General features: G+C 56.3%; 19 protein-coding genes and 1 pseudogene. 3 read left to right on the top strand and 17 right to left on the bottom strand.

Annotated features, from left to right (window positions below; translation table 11 throughout):
• Positions 1–4: 4 nt before the first annotated feature.
• The 17 genes and pseudogenes from OHD62_RS32825 to doeA all read right to left on the bottom strand — a co-directional run bounded on the left by OHD62_RS32825 (position 5) and on the right by doeA (position 19,830).
• The gene (locus OHD62_RS32825; protein WP_263791669.1) at positions 5–1,258 is read right to left on the bottom strand and encodes a methylaspartate ammonia-lyase; all 1,254 of its coding nucleotides are present in this window, start codon (positions 1,256–1,258) and stop codon (positions 5–7) included.
• 353 nt (positions 1,259–1,611) lie between these two features.
• Positions 1,612–1,737 (bottom strand): annotated as a pseudogene (locus OHD62_RS35825) (PGF-CTERM sorting domain-containing protein); the annotation flags it as partial.
• A gap of 265 nt (positions 1,738–2,002) precedes the next feature.
• Entirely contained in the window at positions 2,003–3,259 is a 1,257-nt protein-coding gene (locus tag OHD62_RS32820) for a methylaspartate ammonia-lyase (RefSeq protein WP_263791579.1), read from the bottom strand.
• A gap of 292 nt (positions 3,260–3,551) precedes the next feature.
• The gene (locus OHD62_RS32815) at positions 3,552–4,958 is read right to left on the bottom strand and encodes an amidase family protein (protein ID WP_263791578.1); all 1,407 of its coding nucleotides are present in this window, start codon (positions 4,956–4,958) and stop codon (positions 3,552–3,554) included.
• A gap of 569 nt (positions 4,959–5,527) precedes the next feature.
• Positions 5,528–6,319, bottom strand: a complete 792-nt coding sequence (gene ehuA, locus OHD62_RS32810) for an ectoine/hydroxyectoine ABC transporter ATP-binding protein EhuA (protein ID WP_318528732.1) — start codon at positions 6,317–6,319, stop codon at positions 5,528–5,530.
• 23 nt (positions 6,320–6,342) lie between these two features.
• Entirely contained in the window at positions 6,343–7,005 is a 663-nt protein-coding gene (gene ehuD, locus OHD62_RS32805) for an ectoine/hydroxyectoine ABC transporter permease subunit EhuD (protein WP_263791575.1), read from the bottom strand.
• A 2-nt stretch (positions 7,006–7,007) separates the two neighbouring features.
• Positions 7,008–7,673 (bottom strand): ectoine/hydroxyectoine ABC transporter permease subunit EhuC, encoded by a 666-nt coding sequence (ehuC, locus tag OHD62_RS32800; RefSeq protein WP_263791573.1) that lies wholly within the window; start codon positions 7,671–7,673, stop codon positions 7,008–7,010.
• 51 nt (positions 7,674–7,724) lie between these two features.
• Positions 7,725–8,573 carry an ectoine/hydroxyectoine ABC transporter substrate-binding protein EhuB gene (gene ehuB / locus OHD62_RS32795; RefSeq protein ID WP_263791572.1) on the bottom strand — a complete coding sequence of 283 codons (849 nt, stop codon included), beginning with the start codon at positions 8,571–8,573 and terminating at the stop codon, positions 7,725–7,727.
• Between the two features lie 170 nt (positions 8,574–8,743).
• Positions 8,744–8,920 carry a hypothetical protein gene (locus OHD62_RS32790; RefSeq protein WP_263791570.1) on the bottom strand — a complete coding sequence of 59 codons (177 nt, stop codon included), beginning with the start codon at positions 8,918–8,920 and terminating at the stop codon, positions 8,744–8,746.
• Between the two features lie 98 nt (positions 8,921–9,018).
• Positions 9,019–9,525 carry a sarcosine oxidase subunit gamma gene (locus OHD62_RS32785; RefSeq protein ID WP_263791568.1) on the bottom strand — a complete coding sequence of 169 codons (507 nt, stop codon included), beginning with the start codon at positions 9,523–9,525 and terminating at the stop codon, positions 9,019–9,021.
• A complete protein-coding gene (locus OHD62_RS32780; protein ID WP_263791566.1) occupies positions 9,518–12,559 on the bottom strand; it encodes a sarcosine oxidase subunit alpha family protein in 3,042 nt (1,013 codons plus the stop codon). The genes OHD62_RS32785 and OHD62_RS32780 overlap by 8 nt, the downstream gene beginning before the upstream one ends.
• Complete coding sequence (locus OHD62_RS32775) at positions 12,556–12,822, bottom strand: sarcosine oxidase subunit delta (protein ID WP_263791564.1); 267 nt, start codon at positions 12,820–12,822, stop codon at positions 12,556–12,558. Before OHD62_RS32775 ends, OHD62_RS32780 begins: the two co-directional genes overlap by 4 nt.
• A 15-nt stretch (positions 12,823–12,837) precedes the next feature.
• On the bottom strand, positions 12,838–14,094 hold the full coding sequence (locus OHD62_RS32770) for a sarcosine oxidase subunit beta family protein (RefSeq protein WP_263791561.1): 1,257 nt from the start codon (positions 14,092–14,094) through the stop codon (positions 12,838–12,840).
• Positions 14,095–14,496: 402 nt separating this feature from the next.
• Positions 14,497–15,741 (bottom strand): M24 family metallopeptidase, encoded by a 1,245-nt coding sequence (locus OHD62_RS32765; RefSeq protein WP_263791559.1) that lies wholly within the window; start codon positions 15,739–15,741, stop codon positions 14,497–14,499.
• A 172-nt stretch (positions 15,742–15,913) separates the two neighbouring features.
• Complete coding sequence (locus OHD62_RS32760; RefSeq protein ID WP_263791558.1) at positions 15,914–17,086, bottom strand: M20 aminoacylase family protein; 1,173 nt, start codon at positions 17,084–17,086, stop codon at positions 15,914–15,916.
• A 328-nt stretch (positions 17,087–17,414) separates the two neighbouring features.
• The gene (gene argE / locus OHD62_RS32755; RefSeq protein WP_263791556.1) at positions 17,415–18,578 is read right to left on the bottom strand and encodes an acetylornithine deacetylase; all 1,164 of its coding nucleotides are present in this window, start codon (positions 18,576–18,578) and stop codon (positions 17,415–17,417) included.
• A gap of 70 nt (positions 18,579–18,648) precedes the next feature.
• Entirely contained in the window at positions 18,649–19,830 is a 1,182-nt protein-coding gene (doeA, locus tag OHD62_RS32750; RefSeq protein ID WP_263791554.1) for an ectoine hydrolase DoeA, read from the bottom strand.
• Between the two features lie 315 nt (positions 19,831–20,145).
• Between doeA and OHD62_RS32745 the strand changes: the two genes are divergently transcribed.
• The 3 genes from OHD62_RS32745 to OHD62_RS32735 form a co-directional block, all read left to right on the top strand.
• A complete protein-coding gene (locus tag OHD62_RS32745) occupies positions 20,146–21,108 on the top strand; it encodes an NUDIX hydrolase (RefSeq protein ID WP_263791552.1) in 963 nt (320 codons plus the stop codon).
• A 62-nt stretch (positions 21,109–21,170) separates the two neighbouring features.
• Positions 21,171–22,145, top strand: coding sequence for a quinolinate synthase NadA (nadA, locus tag OHD62_RS32740; protein ID WP_263791551.1), 975 nt, complete (start codon positions 21,171–21,173; stop codon positions 22,143–22,145).
• Positions 22,142–22,547 (top strand): FAD-dependent oxidoreductase (locus OHD62_RS32735; protein ID WP_263791550.1); only part of this gene is annotated, 406 nt, incomplete at its 3' end. The genes nadA and OHD62_RS32735, both read left to right, overlap by 4 nt.

The raw sequence follows: 22,547 nt of genomic DNA, 5'->3' as shown, positions 1-22,547 counted from the left end.
CTTCCTAAGCGGCTTTCAAATTCTGTTCCCGACGTCGATCAAGCATAGCGAGCAACCGATTTTGCTCATTCCCGACAATGGAAAGACCTTCGTCGACGCCCATGCCTGGTTTCGCGAGCATCATGTCCGCCTGCGTTGCCACCGAAATGTGAACCGTCGCCCGCGCGGAGAGATCCGTCTCGCTGCAGCTGCCTCCCACATAGGCGCCCACGTTGTTCTCTTTGCAGAGAAGCACTGCGCGGGCGCTATCGGCGATCGAGCCCACGTCCGGCGTCTTGATCTGCACGAGATGGGTCGCCTTCGCTTCCGCAAATAGACGCACGTCCTCAAGTGTGTTGCAGCGTTCATCGACAACGATGCGCGCACGCGACGCACGCGCGTCCAGAATGCCGACGATCTGCGCATAGTTGTCGACTTGCGCCGAGGTAGAACCGAAGTCGGCTGGAGATTCGATATTCACCGTGAGCTCCGGAACTTCATCAGCAACCTTGCTGATGAAGTCCGCGATGCGCTGAACGTCGAGACCGATCTCCATGCCGATCCAACCGTAAACGTCGAAATGCAGCACCGGATGATAGCCTGGTTGGCCGATTTGCTTGACGCGGTGCGCCACCCATCTGACGAAATCCAGAAAAGTTTCCCCTCCGACGCCGAATTTGCTGCGCGAATTGATGAGGCCGTGTGGGAGCACATCGACCCCCTTCAAAATCATTTTATCGACGTTGATTTCACGGGCGTCACCGCTCTGACAATAAATCGGGACACGACGATGCGGCATGGATAGGCCAAATTCTGTACAAATAACCTCCGCCATCGTGCTGCGCGCGGCATGGGCAGCAGCGCACAAAAGGGCTTGGCTCACGCCATATTCGATGGACAGTGGAAGTCGTTCCCCATCATGGAGCTCGAAGGCACTGGAACAGGCCGCCAAAAATCGGGACGGATCAACATTCAGGAGCCGAGGTACAACAACACGTGACGTCAGATCCTTAATCTCTGCGGCGTCAAACAACGGGTCACGCCCGCCGGCCCCGGAATACTGCACGCCCATCATGTCGCCCCAGGCGACTGTGTCGTCTTCCAGGACAAGCCCAACGGATAAGCAAGCTGCCGGAACACGGATAGTGCGGAAGCCAGGCGTCAAAGGCTTGCCGACATAGATGAAGCCGTCCTGGCCAGCCCCAGCACGTATAGCGGCCTGATCGTCATAAAAGAAGGCGCCGTTGCCAGGCGCCAGCAGGACATCTTTGATTTGCACTTCGTTTTGCTCGATTTCTGTCGGACTACGTTTATGGCGAATGTAGTTTCCCTTATCGCCCAATCATGCGCCACTTGACGTTGGCTTCGCCAATATAATGTCCCGGACCTTGCCATCGTGTTTTCAGATGGCCGGCGGCTGCCAGAAGGGAATCGGTGGCGCCGCTGTTTGTGCCGGTGGCCCGGGTGCTGGAAGTTTTTTCGCCGGATGTGCTCGGGACGAGATACGCATGCTCCCTTAGGCGCAGTACCGCGGTCTGGATGAGCGGAGCAGTCGATTCGAGACTCGCACCGAGAACAGGTCGCGGAAGCTCGGCTAGCGCTAACGATTTCCGAGATCTCAGTCATTAGTCATCACAGCCTGTCGTGACCGCCGTGTCTCAGCGAATTTGGAGAACTCTCAGCACACCACCCATGCGGGTGCCATCGCACGGCTGACGCCACCGCAAGCAACGCAATAACCGCTACCACGACGTCAAATCCCTCCGTGAATGGCGTTCGTTAGACCACACTTAATTCAACCAGTACAACGATACATCAATTCCAACCTTGCGATCCGGTTTGGTCTGCTTATCTTCGGCTTCTGAATAGGCAAATCCACCTGTGCGCCAAATAGTGCAGCTGAACGAGGTGGTGATTCTGCCAAGCAGGCTCAAAAAAAGAACGCATGATTACTAACCTCTTGACTGTATCCTCGCTTATCAGAAACCTCTGCTTTGCATCGACCACAAGTTTGATAGGAAAACTAATGGCGCCGCCGATCTAGCATGGCAAACAAACGGCTCTGCTCGTTCCCAACCACCGACACTCCTTCGTCAACTCCTAGTCCGGGCTTTGCAAGCATCATGTCAGCCTGCGTCGCAACAGATACATGAACAGTTGCGCGGGCGGAAAGATCAGTCTCCGTAGCACTTCCGCCCACAAAGGCGCCCACGTTATTTTTTTTGCAAATCAATACAGCCCGCGCGGTATCAGCAATCGACCCTACGTCGGGTGTCTTGATTTGTACGATGTGAGCAGCACGAGCCTCTGCAAATTGGCGAATGTCCTCGAGTGTATTGCACTGTTCATCTACGCAGATGCGGGTGTTGACTCCTCGGTTGTCAAGAATTCTGACAATCTTAGCGTAGTTTTCGATCTGGGCTTGCGTAGACCCAAAATCCGCCGGAGATTCTATGTTAAGTAATAAGTCCGGAACAGTCTCAGAAAGCCTTGAGATGAAATCGGCAATGCGTTGCGGGTCGAGTCCAAACTCTAATCCGATCCAGCCATAGACATCGAAATGTAGCACTGGGTGATAGCCCGGCTGACCAATCTGCTTCGTCCGCGCTGCAACCCACTTCACAAACTCTACAAAAGTCTCGCCACCAACGCCGAATTTCTCTCGAGAATTAATCAGGCCGTGCGGTAAGACGTCGACGGATTTCAAGATCATCTTGTCAACGTTGAGTTTGCGATCGTCACCACTCTGCGCGTAGATCGGCACCCGCTTTTTCGGCACCGGCAAATTGAACTCCTGGCATACAATCTCCGCCATGGTAAGTCGTTTTATATGTGCTGCTGCGCGTAGCAGCGCCTGACTGGCACCGTATTCAACTGCGAGAGGCAGGCGCTGATTGTCGGTAGCCTCGAAAACGCTTGTGCAGGAGTCGATAAATCTAGAGGCATCCACTTTAAGAAGCCGTGGCATTACGATGCGGGACGTAATATCAGCGATCTTGGCAGCATCGAAGAGGCGAGCGCGACCGCTCACTCCTGCATATTGGACGTTCATCATGTCGCCCCAGACGATAGCCTCGTCGGCGAGAACGAGTCCAATACTCAGACTGGAAGCCGGATGGCGGATAGACAAGAACCCCTCTGTGAGTGGTTTGCCTACATACAAAAACCCATCTTGTGCGGCGCCTGCTCTAATTGCAGCCTGATCATCATAAAACGAGCCGCCCAAGCCAGGCGCGAGGAGAACTTCTTTGATCTGGACTCCAGTTCGCTCAACTGACATTTTTGGGATTTCCTCAAATTGCTACGCGGCTGATTTCAAACTATCGTCAGTCAAAGGTCCCTTGCCAATATAATGTTAGAACTCTTCCCATCGCGTTTTCAGATGGACTATCGCTGCCTACAAAATCGTTTGGAGGAGCTGTTTAAAACGCATCATGGTTTAGGCAGCGTGTCGCACGGCTGGGGCGCGCCAAGAGAATCCTCTCCGGCACCTGCTCGGCAATTTCGGGTTGTATCTCCCAGCGATGAGAAACGTGCTTGCTGGCCTGCTGCATGTTCTGCGGTGGAGTCAGTCAAAGCTTCGGGCGCTTGTCGGCCCATGGCTGGAGTGCCTCAAATGCTGCCGACGCTTGCAGGACACCAAGATCGTTGAAGCGCTTACCAACGACCTGCATACCAACCGGCAGGCCGCTACTAGTAAATCCGCAGGGTACGCTGGCGGCCGGATTCCAGGCCATGTTGAACGGGTAGGAGAACTCCGCCCACATTATCCAGTCCCAAGGATGCGTGGGCCAATGGTCTGGCATCAGTTTTTCAGCTGGAAAGGCGGCAACCGAAACAGAGGGAGTAATCAAGAAGTCCCAGTCCTGGAACCAACGATGTATATTGGCCACGTATGTCATCTTACGCTCACGCATCTCTTGATACTCTGCGATGCGGATGTCCTTGGACTCTCTGATGCAGGCGACCAACCCGGGGTCCATGTGTTCCTCCCACTTCGGAAGGTACTGTGCGAGACCCGCTAGATGGGCTGACCAAAAGAATCGAATCAACTCTGGTCCGTCCTTCGCCCAAGGAGTAGCGACTTCTTCAACTTTCGCTCCGAGCTCTTCAAAACGAGCGGCGGCAACCTTCACCAAAGAGGCAACTTCAGGATCTACGCGCGCAACGCCTAAATCCGGGCTATAAGCAATGCGACTACCCTTAACTCCCTGGCGCAGCCGGCTTAGGTAGTTGGCAGGTCCCGCTTCGAGCGTTGTATGATCCAAAAAGTGGGGACCTGCGATCACCTCCAACATAAGTGCACTGTCTCCAACCGTGCGCGTTATCGGACCAGAGTGGGAACAGAGATCATCAGTGCCTAGGGGAGAGTATGGCACCCGTCCGAAGCTAGGTTTGAGTCCAAAAACTCCACTGAAGTGTGCAGGCATCCGTATCGATCCTGCTCCGTCACTTCCCTGATGCAAAGGACCGATGCCTGCAGCCGCTGCTGCTCCGGCGCCAGCCGAGGACGCACCAGCATTATACCCCAGCTTCCAGGGGTTGCTAGTAATGCCCGTAAGCGGACTGCGCGAAACCCCCGTCCAGCCGAACTCCGGCACTGCAGTCTTGCCAAGAATGATCGCACCTTCGTCACGAAGTCGCGAAACTACCTGCGTATCCTCGTGCGGCTGATGGCCGGCGAAAATCTTGCTGCCGAACTGCGTCGGCATGTCCTTGGTAATCGAGAAGTCCTTGATGGTTGCCGGCACGCCGTGCAGTCGGCCGACCCGCGCGCCGGTCATGATTGCAGCTTCGGCCTTCCTCGCCTCGTCCATCGCACGATCTGCAGCAAGATAAGCAAAGACGTGCAACTTGGGCTCCAATTCGGCGACCCGAGCCAGAAGTGCGTCCATGTATTCGACTGGAGACAATTTCTTGATACGAAACAGCTCCGCTAGTTCAACTGCCGGCAAGTAGCAAACACTCTCTGAATCCATAGTCGACGTCCTTCTATTCTGCCAGCGTAAATGTCTGGCCCGTCTTGGGAAAACTGTAAAAGACCATCTGCATCAGAGATGGATAGAGAGACTCCCAAAAAAGCCGTTTCGCAAGCCTTCCGGGATCTCATCGAGCTTGCCTTGCAAGCACTCATCAACTGCATCCCAGTTTCCTATGGTCGTTACATTAAACCTGCACAGGTGAGAGATGATACGCCAGCATAAAATCATGATCTCAGCTATCATGTGTTCAGATGGGTGGTTGCCGCTAGCTGATATGATGACGCCGGTTCTGCTGCATTATCCGGTGGCACATCCAGCCTGCCACTGGCCAACGAGGCCGAAAACTGGGGTCTCAGGTGATCCAGCGTTTGGGAGCGGAGCAAAACCTGACCAGGACTACCCTATAAACGAGGGCATATCGGGGAGCAGGTCACCTCGGCATACTTCAGAGTCCGCAGGTTGAGCTGAATGTCACGGTCTGTCTGGGCCATCGAGTCCATTCTCAATGCCCAAGTGGGCTATGAAACAGGTTGTCTCGCAAGCTCATACGTATCTACATTTAGGAGTCAAATCGCCTCCTTAATGGCGGAAAGGAACTGCCTTGTGCGTTCGCGTTGAGGTCGCGTGAATAGTTCCTGAGGTGGGCCTTGTTCTTCTATTTTACCCCCGTAAAAGAAACATACACGGTCCGAAATGTCTCTGGCAAAACCCATTTGGTGCGTGACCATCAACATCGTCAAACGATACTCTCGAACAAGCTTTCGAATAACGTTTGTTACCTCGCCGATAACCTCTGGATCCAGAGCGGAGGTGACCTCATCGAAGAGCATCACTTTAGGACGCATGGCCAATGCTCTCGCAATGGCCACCCGCTGTTGTTGACCACCCGACAGCCGGGAAGGATGTTGATCTTTCTTGTCAATTAAACCGACCATCTCAAGCAACTCTTCAGCCCTGACTCGAGCTTCGGACTTTGACAAGCCCAGGACTTGAACCGGTCCCTCCATACAGTTTTGCAGTGCGGTCATATGAGGGAACAAATTGAAGTGCTGAAAGCACATGCCAATTGAGGATCGCATTCCCCTCAAGTACTTTTCATTTGCTGGGATAAGCTTATCGCCCTTGGGCATATGAGTGAGAGGCTTTCCGTCGACGTAAATGACGCCTTCGTTGATGGCTTCCAGCGTCATGAGAGCTCTAAGTACTGTAGTTTTTCCGGACCCAGAAGGACCGATGATTGATACCATCTCGCCTTCAGCAACCTCGAAGTTGAGATTGTTGATTACGGTGAGGGCCCCATACGACTTGCTCACATTCATAAATCGAACCATCGGACGATTTGGTTCGGGCAGTTGCATAGGGAAGTTATGAGCGCTTGCCATCACAATCCAAGTACCGTTTTGAGACGATTCTCAAGAAGCTTTACTAGGCTGGCTGCCGGTAAAGACAGGAGCAAGAAAATTATGCCAACTAAAGTAAAGGGCTCGAGATATCGGTAGTGCTCTGAGCCAATCGCATTTGCAGTAAGCATTAGTTCCGCAACGCCAATCACAGAAAGCATGGGGGTATCTTTCAGCATACTAACTAGATAGTTTCCCATCCCTGGAAGGGCGGTTGCTAAAGCCTGTGGAATTACGATTCTGATGTATGTGTCGCGCGATGAAAGGTTAAGCGCGCGGCAGGCCTCCCATTGGCCGCGCGGAACGGCATCTAAGCTAGACCGGTATACCTCAGACAGGTATGCTGAGTAGTGAAGCCCCAGTGTTGAAATGCCGGCTACCCATGGGGAGAGTCTTAGCCCAAACTCGGGAGCCACGTAGTAGAGAAAAAATATCTGCAGCAGAAGGGGCGTAGATCTGACGATGTCTATGAACTCCCTTATGATGCTCCCTAGTAGTTTCGATCCAGTGCGTTGCATAAGTGCAAAGACGAGACCACCTATCATCGCCAAAATATAACCTGCTATCGTTGCAAGTATGGTGTTCTTCGTGGCCCAAAGTAGGCTCGGAAGTATTTCCCACGTAAACCCCCACTTCCACTCCATATTTAAACGCGCCCCTGACGCTGGGCAACAGAGTGTTCAAGCCATCGAACCAAAGATGTGATCATTGCGCGAGACATAACGTAGTATATAATAAGAGCGATCCCGAACGCTTGTATGGGCATGTAAGTCAATGAATTGATCTGCTTGGCTTGAAACATGAGATCTTTCACGGAAATCAGAGAAACTACTGCAGTAGACTTTAGAAGCTCGATGAGCAAATTGCCCCAGGGGGCTAGCATAATGGAAAACGCCTGGGGCATAATAATTCTTCTCATTCTGCGAGCAGGCGACAACGATATTGCCGTCGCTGCTTCCCATTGCCCCCGCGGGATCGACTGTATTGCCCCCCGTACTAGCTCAGCTCCATATGCCCCAATATTCAGACCTACGGAGAGAAATCCGGCTGTAAAAGGTGACAGAGTGATTCCAAATAGAGGGAGTACGAAAAAGATCCAGAAGACCTGTACAAGCAGCGAGGTGCCGCGGAATAGTTCGATGTATATTACTGAGACGCCGCGAATTAGGGGGTTCGTCGACAGTTTGCCCAGACCGACAAAGAGGGCGACGACAAGCGCTACCATGGTTGCAGTCAAAAACTGAGCGCAGGTAACTAGTGTTCCCCTTGCAATTTGCACCCCATAAACCTGCAGAAAGTCCCAGATAGCCATAGTTGTCCTCTGTGACCGGGCCGGGGAGCTGGCTCCCGGCCCATTTGATCGTTATCGATTGGCGCAAACCCATTCCGCAGTTTTGTCGCCCGGCAACAGGGTCTTGTCGTAGCCGTACGGTGCGACAGCTTTCATCATTTCTGGGGTGCCGATGAACTTCTTTTGAGCCTCGTTAAACTTGGCGACAAATTCGGCGTCGTCCTTGCTGAAAGCGATGCCAACCCAGTTCTGGTAAGATTCGGGGAACGCCGTGGGATCCGTTACCTCCACCTTGCTACCAGCCTTTTTGGCGACGTCTTGCAGGATCAGGTATGCCGATACGCCTGCGTCAGCACGGCCAGACTCCACGGTCGCGAGGATCTCAGGAATCCCGGGGACCTGAATGATCTGCGAATCTTGAACCCCATCTTTTTTCGCTTGCTCAATCACACTGGACCCGGTGTTTGCCACCATCGTGGCGTTCTTGCTGACGAGATCTTTATAGTTGGAAAGCCCCTTGGGGTTGCCGGGCGGCACGATGAAGGCTTCGCCAGTCTTCGCGAGAGGTTCAGCAAACAACACATTCTCGCATCGGGACTTCAAAATGTACATGCCGCCGGTAATGATGTCGAAACGCCCCGATTGAAGTCCCGGAATCAACCCTCCCCACTCCGTCACAACCGGCTCAATGTTTGTATATCCCATCTCCTTCAATGCACCAAGAGCAATAACATTTGCAAATCCGGCGGGCTGATTGTTGGCGTCAGGATAGGCATACGGTATTTCCGATGCGAAGCCGATTCGGATCGGCTGGCCACTAGCAATGCGGTCTGCAACCGGACCCGCGGACGCTCCCGTGTTTGTCACTGAGAGAAGGGTAAGTCCGAGCAGTGCGGTAAGGGCTGTTAGATTGAGTTTCATTGTCGTTCCCTCTTGCTTTCAAGCATTTGTTGTTGTGCTGGGTGGAGTCGGTAAAAATGCGACAGATTTTCGCGATTAATTCTGTCAATCCAGACCATCGTGGCGATCCGCTCGACGAGCATGAGATAAGGTGGGTCGGCGGTCAAATGCATTGTCTGTATGCTGTCATATCAAATTGAGATGGCGACGGGGGCGGACACCTCATCGGCGCCCTTTATGGCATCGAGGCCGATATCCGGGGCAAACCACCCGATGAACGGCGGCGATACCGCGAAGAGAAATCCCTGCCGCTGCTCGACGATCTCTGGCGTGGCTCGAATCCACCCTGCCACGAATTCGCCGTTCATTCAGATATGGCCATCGAGCTGATCGAAGGGGACAGATACCCTCATTTCCTTCGGTGTCGTCGCGCGGGATCTGGTGCCGACCGCTTCGAGGCGGATAGTCATCTAACGCCACTGGATACGTCGGAAATCCAGTCAACCAGGCTTCTCGCGAAACTACGCGGGACGAAGAGATCGCACTGGAACGACCCGGTGCGCAGCAGCAACACTGGCACGTGATGAAAGCCAACTAGGACTCCCTCGCCCTCCTGCAGAGAGTCCCAATCAACCACAACGCATCGCTCCAGCACATGCTTGATTTTCCAGCCGGAAAGCCCCAGACGCACCCGGCCTTCGCCGAGCTGGAGCATGCAGCCCAGCTCAGGATCGATATCGATAGGAGGTAGCAATCCGTCCGAGATCAGCCAGAAGCGGCGTGGCGCAATGCGAACAACAAGCTTGCTGTGTTGGTACGTGGTCTCACCGACCTTCTTCGGCAGATGCCCGCCGAGCCTTGGCGCGAGGTCGGCCTCAAAACGGGCCCTGGCGTCGTGCCAGCCGTCGAACTGAACGATTCCGCAGTCCTGCGACGCTATCCCGAGACCGGCTTGGTCAGAACCGTTAGCCATGGAACCACTCTCCCTTCGGGTCGAGGAATGTGGGTGAAACTACGCGGGCCCGCACCGCCTCACCTTTCAAGGGATAATGAGCGATAAGCTCGGCGCCCTCCTGCGCTGCGCTGGAGGCAAGAAGCCCCAGCCCTACCCAGGCGTCGAGTGTGGGACTGTAGGTGGTCGAAGTGATACGGCCGAGCCCATGGCCCTGAACAGGCTCGCTAGGCCTAAAGAGTATCGCTCCACCGCGCAAACGCTTGCCATCCTCAACGCAGCGCAGGCCGACCAACCGTGGCCGCTCAGGGTCGCTGAATGCTTCGCGCCGACCAAGAACCTCGCCGACAAAACCGCTGCGTTTGCCTGCCATGCGGCGTAGCCCGAGGTCGTCGAGCGTCGTCCTGCCGTCGATCTCCGGCCCGGCGACGTGACCCTTTTCGACGCGTAGAGCCCCCAAAGCCTCTAAGCCATAAGGCTTAAGGCCGAAGGGTGTGCCGGCCTCCATCAGACGGCACCATGCTTCCTTGCCCACGCTCGCCCCCGTATAGATTTCGTAAGCCCGCTCGCCCGAAAAGCTGAGACGAATGATGCGAAGGGGCTTGTCCCTATAGCGCCCTTCAAGGAGACCCATATGCGGCAACGCGTCGTTAGACACGTCCAAATCGGGAAACGCGGCGGCGAGGATATCGCGGCTCTTAGGACCGGCCACCGACATCGCCGCCCACTCGTCTGACACGGAACTCACCGAAACGCGCAGGTCAGGCCAGGCGGTATCGAGAAGAAATTCGAGCCGAGACATCACGTCCGCGGCCCGAGCGGTTGATGTCGTCATGAAAAAGTGCTGGTCGCCTACCCGCGTGGTCGTGCCGTCGTCGAAGACGATGCCGTCATCGCGCAGCATCACGCCATAGCGCGCGCGACCGACGGGCAGCTTGGCAAAGCCGTTAACATAAACCCGATCAAGGAATTCAGCCGCATCCGGCCCCTGGACCGCGATTTTGCCGAGTGTGGAGATGTCCATGAGGCCGGCCGCCTCCCGCGCATTTCGCATCTCCGCGACATAGGCCTCGTTCACGTCGTGGCCAGACGCGTGATAGAACCAGGGCCGCATCCACAGGCCTGTCTCAAGCATCTCTGCATCATTGGATACATGCCAGTCGTGGATTGGAGTACGACGGAAGGGTTTGTAGTGCTGGCCGTGGCTGAGCCCAGCCAGCGCCCCGACGGCGACCGGCGTAAAGGGAGGCCGGAAAGTCGTAGTGCCAACGTCTGGGATCGCCATGCCGCGTAACCCGGCCATGGCGGAAAGAGCGTAGAAATTGCTCGTCTTGCCCTGGTCGGTACCCATCCCCAGTGTGGTATAGCGCTTTAGATGCTCGACCGACCGGTATCCCTCTTGATGCGCCAACGCGATGTCACTGACGGTTACATCCATCTGCAGGTCGACAAAGGCCTTCCCTTTGGCAAGGGTCATCTTCCCTCCAACCCCGTCGCTAACCTGCATTGAGAGTCTTGCATCCTCGGGCGGAGGAGACAAAGGGGATTCTTCCCGCAAACCCGGGTTCTCATCTCCCACAACACCAGGTCCGGCATCGGTCTTAGGAGGATCGCGCTGGACCCGCGCCCGTGAAGATCTCGTTGCATCGCAGAACATGAACGCCTCGTTCCCAGCGCGATGCCCCTCGTCGATGACGGTTCCTAGTATGAAGCTTCCAGTTACAGCACCGGCCACGAACTGCCCCGCTCCGACTTTACCGGGAACGAAGGCGCGAATGTCTTGCCGATAAACCGGTTTGCTCCCGAGATGAGAGGTCAAATGCACCGTCGGAGACCAACCGCCTGAAACCGCTACCAGATCGCTTTCCAGCGTAACCCTGCCGCTGGGTTCGACAAGCAGGACCGCACGAACACTTTGACCTCCAATAGCCTTCGCGATCGTCGATTTCGTGCGGACCGCGACGCCTGCACGGCGCGCCTGCTCGAGAAGTTGGGGCGCAGGCTGCGTGCGGCTATCAGCTATCGTGACTTGCGCCCCGGCTGCGGCAAGATCGAAGGCCGCGCTGTAGGCGCTGTCGTTGTCAGCCGCAACCAGCACCCTCTTCCCTACAAGCACGCCGTATCTATTAAGATAGATGCGCGCTGCCGAGGCGAGCATTACGCCGGGCCGGTCATTGTTCGCAAAGGTGAGAGGACGTTCGATCGAACCCGTACAATAGACAATCGACTTGGCACGCAAAAGCCCAAGGGTCTGGCGCGCTTCGCCTTGTTTGGGGTCAGCGGATCTTGAACCGTGCCGTTCCAAAAGACCCAGCACATTGCCGTCATAGGTGCCGAACGCGCTGGTGCGCGTCATCAGGGAAACATTTGCCATGCCCGCGAGCCGTACCAACATTCCAGCAAGCCAAGCCCCCGCTTCCCCGTCCTGAGTCTCTGATAGAAGATACCCCCCCGCCATAAAATCCTGCTCGACGAGGACGACGTTGGCACCCGCCTCCGCTGCGGCCAGCGCGGCCGCCAGTCCCGCCGGTCCAGCCCCGACAACCGCTACGTCGGCGAAGAGATGGCGGACTTCATACCTGTCAGGATCAGGCTGTTCCCCTGCGCGGCCGAGCCCTGCCGCTTTGCGGATGAAGTGCTCGTAAAACATCCAGGAACGCCGAGTTGGTCCCATAAAGGTCTTGTAATAGAAGCCGGCCGCTAAGAACGGTGAGAACCAGCTATTGATGCTTTGCAGGTCGAACTTGAGCGATGGCCAGCGATTCTGACTTTCTGCCACCAGGCCGTCTGCCAGTTCCACCGTGGTTGCCGGCAGGTTGGGCTCTCGCCGCCCGCCGGTTCCTAGAGTCACGAGCGCATTCGGCTCCTCGGGTCCAGCCGAATATATTCCGCGCGGCCGATGATATTTGAAACTCCGACCTGCGATTTTCACTCCGTTGGCAAGCATGGCCGACGCCAGGCTGTCCCCACGAAAGCCCGTCATCGCCTTGCCGTCGAAGGTAAATGCGACGGGTTGCGAGCGATCGATCCGTCCGAGCTTGTTCAGCCGCTTCATGCCAGCGCCTCCCTGCTGAAGTTCACTGAAAGGATCGTATGATTGACGGTATTGCGCTCGACAATTAGCCACTGCCGGCAGCCCATCACGTGCTGCCAATATTCCCGGTGGGCGCCTGCCGGGTTCTCTCGGACGAAGACGTAGCGGTACCAGCGCTCGAAATCGGCATCATTGTGAGCGGGACGACTAACCGACGCGTCGCCGGCATAGAGAAACTCGTCGTGATCTCGCGGACCGCAGCAGGGGCATTTGATTTGCAGCACTTGGGGTCAGTCCTATTATTGCAGCCAGGCGAATGGGCCGGCGCCGAATTCGTCGATTGTGCGTCCGGTGCGGAAGCGGTCGAGGCCGTAACCGGCGATGAGCGGATGCGGTGAGCCTGTGGCGAGCGTGTGGGCGAAGCACCAACCCGAGGCGGGAGTAGCTTTGAAGCCGCCATAACACCATCCACCATTAAGGTAGAGTCCATCGATCGGTGTTGGACAGATGATAGGGGCAGCGTCGGGCGTCATATCCTGCACCCCACCCCAGTGGCGGAGAATGCGTAGGCGCGAAATACAGGGCATAAGGGCAACCGCCGCCTCTGCCACGTCGCGCACGGTGCCAAGATTGCCGCGCTGGGCGTAAGAGTTATAGCCGTCAAGCCCACCACCGAATACAAGCCCGCCCTTGTCAGACTGACTGACGTAACAATGGCCTGCACCGTAAGCCACGACCTGATGAACAATCGGCTTGATCGGCTCGGTCACGAAAGCCTGCAGAATATGGCTCTCGATCGGCAGTTCGAGGCCGGCCTTGCGGCCTAACATCGAGGTGTGGCCCGCCACGGCAAGCCCAACCCTCCCAGCGCCGATTTGTCCCCGCGTCGTTTCAACGCCAACTATACGCTCACCTTGACGGATGAAACCCGTCACCTCGCAATTCTGGATGATGTCGACACCATGGGCATCGGCGGCACGCGCATATCCCCAGGCCACTGCATCGTGACGCGCCGTACCGGCGCGGCTCTGCCAGTGCGCGCCATAGATCGGAAAGCGCGCCGTCTCGGAATAATCGAAATACGGCACCATTCGCCGCACCTCGTCTCGGTCGAGCACTTCCGCGTCGATCCCGTTCAGCCGCATAACATTGGCGCGATGGCTGAAGGCGTCGACTTGATCAGGCGAGTGGGCAGCGACCAGCTGGCCGCGCTGTGAGAACATCACGTTGTAGTTGAGCGTCCGCGACAGATCCTCCCATAGTTTCAACGAAAATTCGAAGAACTGGGTATGCCCGTCGAGCAGATAGTTGGAGCGGATGATCGTTGTATTCCGCCCAACGTTGCCACCGCCAATATAACCCTTCTCAATAACGGCTATATTGCGAATGCCATGGTTCTCGGCGAGATAGAATGCGGTCGCCAGCCCATGTCCACCGCCGCCCACGATGACAACGTCATAGTTTGACTTCGGACTGGGCGCGCGCCAGGCGAGAGGCCAGTGCTTTTGGCCCGAGAGGCCGTTGCGCAGAATGGAGAAAACCGAATAGCCGTGCATGCCGAACCCGCTATTTTATGAGCAGCAGACGAAAAGAAATGCAGAGTTTTTCCCGCGCCCCGCTCGATGGTGACCTAGACATTTGCGCCCCGGTCAGGTGCAAGACGTTTGGACTTCTTCTGCACAGGCTCCACTTCTTGTTGAAGAGGGAGATCGATTTGCTCGACTGCGATCGATTATGGGTCGCTTGGCTTTGGCGCACCAACATAGAGTCTCGAAAGGGGCCATCGCGTTTTAAGATGGCCGAAGCGCAGTCGAGACCAGATGGCCAGATCAATACCGGGCAGAAGAGATTAGTTCCGAGGAGAGCTGATACTTGACAACCTGCCTTGTCTCAACCCGCGATGGCAGGAAAGAACTCTGCCTCGCCGCCCAGTCGAAATATAAGCCGACCGATTTTTGTCAGATCTCGAAAATCTCTCTTGGCGTTTTCGTTAGAAAAACGGCACCGGCCTTTTCGACGACAACGCAGTCAGAAAGAAAGTGGTCATTCTGCCCATCGGTTACCCACGTCAAAAGATGGAACACCATGGACTCACGGATTTCCATCGAGCTCGTCTCATGCAGGCTCTGAACTCCGGGGCCGCCAGTCCAGGTGGGTGGGAAGGATAGACCGACCGTATAGCCACAGTGAGGGGCTCTCGGCAGAACTTTCGCAGGGTCAAGACATGCCTTCCAAGCGGAATAGACATCCCGAGCACGACATCCGGGTTTGAGAGCTGCAAGCGCGGCCAGATGCGCTTGGTGGCTCACCTCGCTTAATCGCTTCGCAGCCGCGGATGCGAATCCAATGTACCCGTATCGAGCCATTGGTGCATGATAGCGATTTACACAGCCCGACAATTCCAGAAGAAGCGGAGCACCATCTTTCAGAGGCTGGTCGGTCCAAGAAGTATGTGGCTCTGGTATCCTGTCACCGGATCTGACGAATGGTGGAAAGCCCGGACATTGACCTCCCGCTGCGATCATCGCACCGTAAATCTTGGCAGCAACAATGTTTTCGACTACCCCCTTACCCGCTTCACGCAGACCGGTGGAAACCATGAGATCTGAAATTTCTGCGGCGCGCTTTATCTGCTCTATTTCGAAAGGCGATTTTACGTCTCGCAGGCTCTCGACTATACCCGATGCATCAATGATATCGGCTTTAGGAAGATATGAGTGCAGAGGGGCATCTATCCTAACCGTAGAGGCACTGTTTCGCTGAAGCGCAACGCGCGCGCCTTCCCCGGCGAGCGAGACTATTTTAGCCGTTATCAGTGCGGCAACGTCATCAGCGTCGGTGTATCCGGCAAATTCAACGCCTGACGTCTGCCGAGCAACTGTAGGCGCCTCGATATAGCGAGCAAATAGAATTGATTTCCCATTTGGCGATACAAGCAGAGCATGAAGAGCGAAATATCCTTCATAATCAAGACCCGTAATATAGCAGATATTCTCCGGGCTGGTGAATACAGCTACGTCAATTTTTCGGTCTCGACAAACCTGCCTGACGTCGTTTAGTCGGCGTTCATGTTCAAGACTGGCCGAAGTAGCGTAGTGATTCATCCCGTATTCCCCGATTTGAGTGGATTTATTCGCAGAGTCGCCCTCGGGCGACTGGTTTTTGGTTCGTACAAACACGCTCATAGGCGGATAAAGGACCATCTGTTTGCCCCGAGGTTGCCCATGCGTTCGCGCTGGCTCTGGACGAATATGCGTGGGCATCGTTTGATCGGTCAAATGCAGTGTCGATATAGGGCCCATCTAGCGTTGAGATCGGTCGCCATACGCTTGGTTTCGTCTGAGCCGCTAAGCTTCGACACGTCGCCTGATCGCTTCATGGCGCGAGCTTGGTCTCGACAAGCTTGATCCAGTAGGAAGTTCCGTAGGGAATAGCCTCGTCATTGAAGTCATAAGCGGGATGATGCAAACCCGCGCTATCGCCATTTCCGCAAAGTATATAAGCCCCTGGACGTGCTTCCAACATGTAACCGAAGTCTTCAGCCGCCATGATAGGTCGATTAGAATGGACATTGGCTTCCCCGACCAAATCCTTTGCGACCGTAAGCGCTGTCTCGGTCTGATCAGAGTGGTTAAACGTCAGCGGGGCACCACCAATAAATGAAAGCTCGATATGGGCGCCGCTCATCTTCGCCGTGCCAGCAACAATTTCGCTTAATCGAGCCTTGATCAGGTCGTGCACCGCGACTGAAAGCGAGCGGATCGTTCCACGCAAAACAGCTGATTGTGGGATCACACCTGGCGTTGAGCCGGCGTGAAATTCGGATATCGTGACTCCCGCTGCTTCCAAGGGATCCACGTTCCGCGATACAATTTGCTGGACGGCTGTTACAAGCTGAGCGCCGACCAGAACCGGATCAATGCAGTCGTGCGGCGCAGATGCGTGACCTCCCCGCCCCTCAATGTTTATCTCCACGACATTGTAAGCCGCCATCATGGCACCTGGCCGAATGCTGAATGATCCCAATGCAAGACCCGGCCAATTGTGCATGCCGAACACTTCGGATACATCGAAGCGTTCCATCAAGCCGTCCCTGATCATAGCAGCAGCGCCAGCTTCCTCTTCTTCAGCGGGTTGGAAAATCAATACGGCGTTGCCACGGAAATTTCGTGTTTCTGCGAGGTAGCTGGCAGCACCCAGTAACATAGCCGTATGGCCGTCATGGCCGCACGCGTGCATTCTACCGGGAGTCTGTGACGCATAGGGCAAGCCTGTAGCCTCTAGAATGGGCAGCGCATCCATATCGGCCCTCAATCCAATCGATAGGTATGGACTGGACTCTGTCTGCAAACGCCCTTTGATGACGCCCACAACGCCTGTACGCCCGATGCCTTCGACAACTTCATCACAGCCAAATTCACGCAAGCGAGCCGCGACAAAAGCCGAGGTTCGATGGACATCATAAAGAAGCTCTGGATGCCGATGCAGGTCCCGCCGCCAAGCTATGATATCAGCATGCAAATCCGCCACACGGTTGATAACGGGCATGGGATACCTCCTGATCTACGGCACGCATGGTGCTAATCGACCCCGAACGATCTAGGTTCATCCCGCTATTCCTGCGCAAACGAAGCGTCAAATGCCATGTGTAGATGGGCACGATCTAGAAATCAGATCATTTAATGTCAGCGGGCACAGGGCGGTGATCTCCCATCGTCGCTCGGAGGGATCGCTCTCATCTGACCCATGAGTTCCGATGGGTTGGCGCAGCCTGAACCCAGCTTCCAACAGCGATTGTGCGAATGACGCGAAGCGTGCGGCGATGCAATGATGAGCGCCTAGTTCGACAATCCTTTTTGCCGGCAGCGATGAGTAGTTAAACGAGTTTTGATTGCAGTCGTGCAAGCATCTTCAAGCAACTCTTCAGCTGATCGACCTCGACAAATTCATTCGGCTTGTGGGCCTGCTCGATTGAACCTGGCCCACAGATGATGGCGGAAATGCCGGCTTCCTGAAAAAGCCCCGCTTCGGTACCGAAGGCGACGACGTCAGCACCATTGGCGCCGGTTGTTTCGAAGGCAATGTCTCGCGCCTCCGACTGTGCGACGACCTGGAGCCCTTCGACTTCACCCACTACAATCGTTTCGACAGCTGCAGTCGGTGATACCGCCTTCATTGAGGGTAAGAGTTCCCGGTTGATAAAAACTTCGAGGCTCTGCTTCACAAACGAGGAGTCAGAAGGCTGAACCGGGCGCATCTCCCATTCTACCGAGCAATGGCCCGCAATAATGTTACGGCCCGCGCCACCGGAAATTCGTCCGACCTGAATTGTCGCCCAGGGCGGGTCAAAGCGACTTCCTGCCATCGCCCGCCCCTTAAGTTCTTCGCCGAGCTCCATGAGATGCGTTATGAACCTTGCCGCGTACTGAATGGCATTGACACCGAGATCTGGTCGGGACCCATGGCCCTCAAGGCCTACAAAGTTGGTCGTGTATTCATAGCATCCCTTGTGCCCCTCGACGACCTGCATCAACGTCGGCTCGCCAATGACTGCGGCTGCGGGCCTGATATTGCGACGGGCCAGTTCGCTCATCAACGCCTGGGCGCCAAAGCAACCTACCTCTTCATCGTAGGTAAACGCAAAATGCAGCGGTCGCTTGAGAGTGAGTTCCGCCGCCTCCGGAGCAATGGCAAGGCAGCAGGCGAGAAAGCCTTTCATATCGCACGTGCCGCGGCCGTATAGCCGCCCGTCGCTCTCCAGCATCATAAAAGGATCGCTGGACCAGTCCTGCCCTTCCACCGGGACGACATCCGAGTGCCCGGATAGAACGATACCCCCATCCTTTTGAGGACCCAATGTGGCGAACAGATTGGCCTTTCGGCCGTCTTCATTGTGCTGGAGAAACACCCTTGCCCCAAGCTGGCGGAGGAAATCTGCCATATAGTCCACCAAGGCAAGGTTCGACTCGTGGGAGACGGTCGGGAAGGCGACCAGTTTTTCAAGTATGTGTTTTGCGTCTTCGATCAGCGCCGCTGACATTTCATTCTCCATGTGCCCGTAGCAGCCGCCAGAGCAAAAGCACCAGTGCTACGCCCTCATCTCGCCGCGCTTAGTTTTTCACGAACAGTTGCCGCGGGACGTTGGCCAAGCACTCCATTCCGGTCTCGGTAATGAGAACGGTCTCGGTCATCTCAAAGCCCCAGTCCTCCATCCACAGACCGGTCATAAAATGGAATGTTATCCCGGGCTGAAGCTCGGTCTTGTCGCCACGACGCAGACTCATCGCGTGCTCACCCCAGTCCGGCGGATAGGCGCACCCGACCGAATAGCCGACGCGGTTTTCCTTTCTGATACCGTAGCGTTCAAGCACATCACAGAACGCGATCGCTATGTCCTCTGCGGCGGCCCCTGGTTTAGCGACGGCCAAACCCGCCTCCATTCCCTCTAACGTCATCTTCTCGGCGTTCAAGAACGTCTGGCTTGGTTTGCCCAGATAGACCGTCCGCGACATCGGACAATGGTAGCGCCGATAGACGCCGGCGATCTCGAAAAAAGTGCCCTCGTTGTTGCGCATCGGCCGGTCGTCCCAAGTCAGATGGCAAGCAGCGGCGTCGGCTCCCGACGGGAGCAGTGGCACAAGCGCCGGGTAATCTCCGCCGAACTCGGACGTGCCGCGAATAGCTGCATCATAGATCTCGGCCGCCAAGTCACACTTGCGCATACCCGGCTCGACCTTTTCGTAGATGCGCTTGTGCATCAGCTCGATGATGCGAGCGGCTTTTCGCATGAAAGCGATCTCCGCCGGGCTTTTCACAAGCCTTTCCCAATTCACGAGAACGGTCGCATCGGTGAACCTGGCGTTGGGCAGGCCGGCCATAAGCGTCTCGTAAGCCGCAGCCGAGAACCAGTAGGCATCCTTTTCGATGCCTATGACACCCTTGCCCAGTTTGCGCTCAACCAGCAGCTTGCCAAGCAATTCCATGGGATGGCGCTCAGGCGAATGGACATAGTGATCTGGATAGGAGGCGATATTTTCGTTCCCGAAGTAGCACGTCCTCATTGCGCCGGCTGCGTCGATGCCACGACCGAACCAAATCGGATCACCTGACGGCGGTACGACGACGGCCTGATGAACATAAAACGACCAGCCGTCATAACCGGTCAACCAATGCATATTGGCCGGATCGCTAATGATGAGAGTGTCGATGCCGCGTTTCTCCATGGCCGCTCTGGTTTTGCGCAGCCGTTCCGCATACTCGTCCAAGCTGAAATTCAGAGTTTTCGTCTGCATAGCTTCCCTTTCGGGGTTTTCGCTTGCTCACTCGGAAAGCGAGAGCATGCCGCGGCACGATCCCCGCGAGCGTTGTGAGCGTCAAATTCTGTTTGTAGATTTGAGCCATCTGGCATTCAGATGCTGCGGTTTCAAAAGCGTTTTTAGGCGCGTTCGAGTCCCCGCGCACCGCCCTACGCTCCATTGTCACCACGTTGAGCGGTGCTCATTCGGCAGGTTCCATTCCGTGGTGTTGACGCACTAACAATTATCGTAGAAAACCGATCTAAATCGGTTCAGCTGCTTACGCAGGGGAACTCAGCGCAGCCAGGGATCATGGACCAGCAGGAAAAGCCGACCAGGCAACGCAGATCTGGAGGCAAGGGCAACAACGTCAAGGCGGACCTGATAGCCGTCGTCGTCGCCATGAATAACAGCGTCCCCTGCGTTCTCACCATCCCGCAGGCAAATGCCCTGCCGTCAGGTCCGTTCGAACTAGCTCACCGTTCGCTGCAGTCCGGCCTCAGGGGATGGGTCGAACAACAGACCGGCCACCCGCTCGGCTACATCGAACAGCTTTACACCTTCGCCGATCGCGACCGGATTGGGGCCGAGGAGCGCATAATTTCGATCAGCTATCTCGCGCTTACGCAGATCGAAGACGCCGGCGCCGCGGCCAAGCGATCCTGGGCAAGCTGGTACGACTATTTTCCATGGGAGGATCACCGCTCCGGCGCGCCGGCGGCGGTGCTGGAAGATCTGCGACCGCGCTTGAGGAAATGGGCGGATAGCGCTGACGACACCGCCATCCGGCTCGATCGCTGGCGGCGCACGGCTATCGCCTTCGGCTTCGACGACCGGTCATGGAACGAAGAGTTCGCGCTGCAGCGCTACGAACTTCTCTACGAGGCAATGCTGGTGGAGGAAGCGGTACGCGGCGGACATTCAGCCGCATACACCGCGGTGCCAGGCAAATCCATGATCGCCGATCATCGCCGTATCCTGGCAACGGCTATTGCGCGGCTGCGCTCCAAAATCAAATACCGGCCCGTCGTGTTCGAACTGGTGCCGCCACTCTTTACACTCCTGCAGCTGCAGCGAACCGTGGAAGCACTCTCGGGCAGGCTCATCAACAAACCAAACTTTCGCCGGCTCATCGAACAGCAGGAGCTGGTCGAAAAAACCGGGGAGACGACCACCGAGACCGGAGGCCGGCCAGCACAGCTCTACCGCTTCCGGCACGACATTCTCGATGAGAGGCCGGTTGCTGGGACAAAATTGCCGCTTATGCGGGCTTGACATCCCTTATAGTCACAAAGGATATATACCTTATATTCTTATAGACTATAACCGGAGGCTCGATGAGCGCCATCCTGCCTTCGAGCGCATCTTTGTACGACCGCGTCCGGCGCGTCATTCCCCCGATCGAGTGGCCGGCGTTTGCCGGCGATATCGATGCCATCCTTGATCTGAAGCGGCGGCGAAACGCCGTCATCCTGGCGCATAACTACCAGACGCCGGACATCTTTCACTGTGTCGCGGATATCGTCGGCGACAGCCTCGCGCTTGCCCGCAAGGCGATGTCGACCGAAGCGGATGTGATCGTGCTTGCCGGCGTGCATTTCATGGCCGAGACGGCGAAGCTGCTCAATCCGCGAAAGACGGTGCTCATTCCCGATTTGCGCGCAGGCTGTTCGCTGGCCGACTCGATCACCGCCGAGGATATCCGGCTGCTGCGGCAACGCTATCCCGGCGTGCCGGTCGTCACCTATGTCAACACATCGGCCGAGGTGAAAGCCGAGTCCGATATATGCTGCACCTCCGGCAATGCGAAGGCCGTGGTGGAGTCCCTTGGCGTTCCGCGTGTCATCATGCTGCCGGACGAATATCTGGCCCAGAACATCGCCGCCCAGACCGAGGTTGAGATCATCGCCTGGAAAGGCCACTGCGAGGTGCATGAGCGCTTCACACCGGCCGACATCCGAGAGTTGCGCGAAAGCCATCCCGGTGTGATCGTGCTCGCGCATCCCGAATGCCCGCCCGACGTGGTCGCAGAGGCCGATTTTTCCGGTTCAACTGCTGCCATGTCCGACTATGTCGAAAGGCAAAAACCGCCACGCGTCGTGCTGATGACGGAATGTTCGATGAGCGACAATGTCGCGCTCCAGCATCCCGAGATCGAATTCATCCGCCCCTGCAATTTGTGTCCACACATGAAGCGGATCACGCTCACCAACATCCGCGTGGCTCTCGAGCAAAATCGGCATGTTGTGAGCATCGATCCTGAGATCGCCAGCCGGGCGCGGCTAGCTGTCGAGCGGATGCTGGCCGTATGAACGCGGACGTCCGTAGCTTTTTTGGCAGACCCATCATCATCGGCGGCGGCATCGCCGGGCTGATGACTGCGCTTTATATGGCGCCTGAGCCGGTGCTTCTTCTGTCGAGGACGCCACTCGGAACGGACACGTCTAGTATGCGGGCACAGGGCGGCCTGGCTGCCAGCCTCGCCGATGACGACAATCCGGCACTGCACCTGGCCGATACACTCGCCGCTGGCGATGGGCTGTGTGACGCGGAAATGGCAAGCCGAATCCTGCACGCGGCGCCCGGCGCGATCGAAACGCTGGAGGGTTTTGGGGTCCGTTTCGACTACACGCCGGAAAGGTCTTTGCGCCTTGGACTGGAGGCTGCGCACTGCCGACGGCGCATCGTTCATGCCGGTGGCGACGGCACCGGAC

Origin of the sequence: Mesorhizobium sp. YC-39, assembly GCF_025753795.1 — a bacterium.
Classification (GTDB): Bacteria; Pseudomonadota; Alphaproteobacteria; order Rhizobiales; family Rhizobiaceae; genus Mesorhizobium.
The sequence above is the reverse complement of the archived record's forward strand: the minus strand, read 5'-3'. Positions and strand labels throughout refer to the sequence as shown.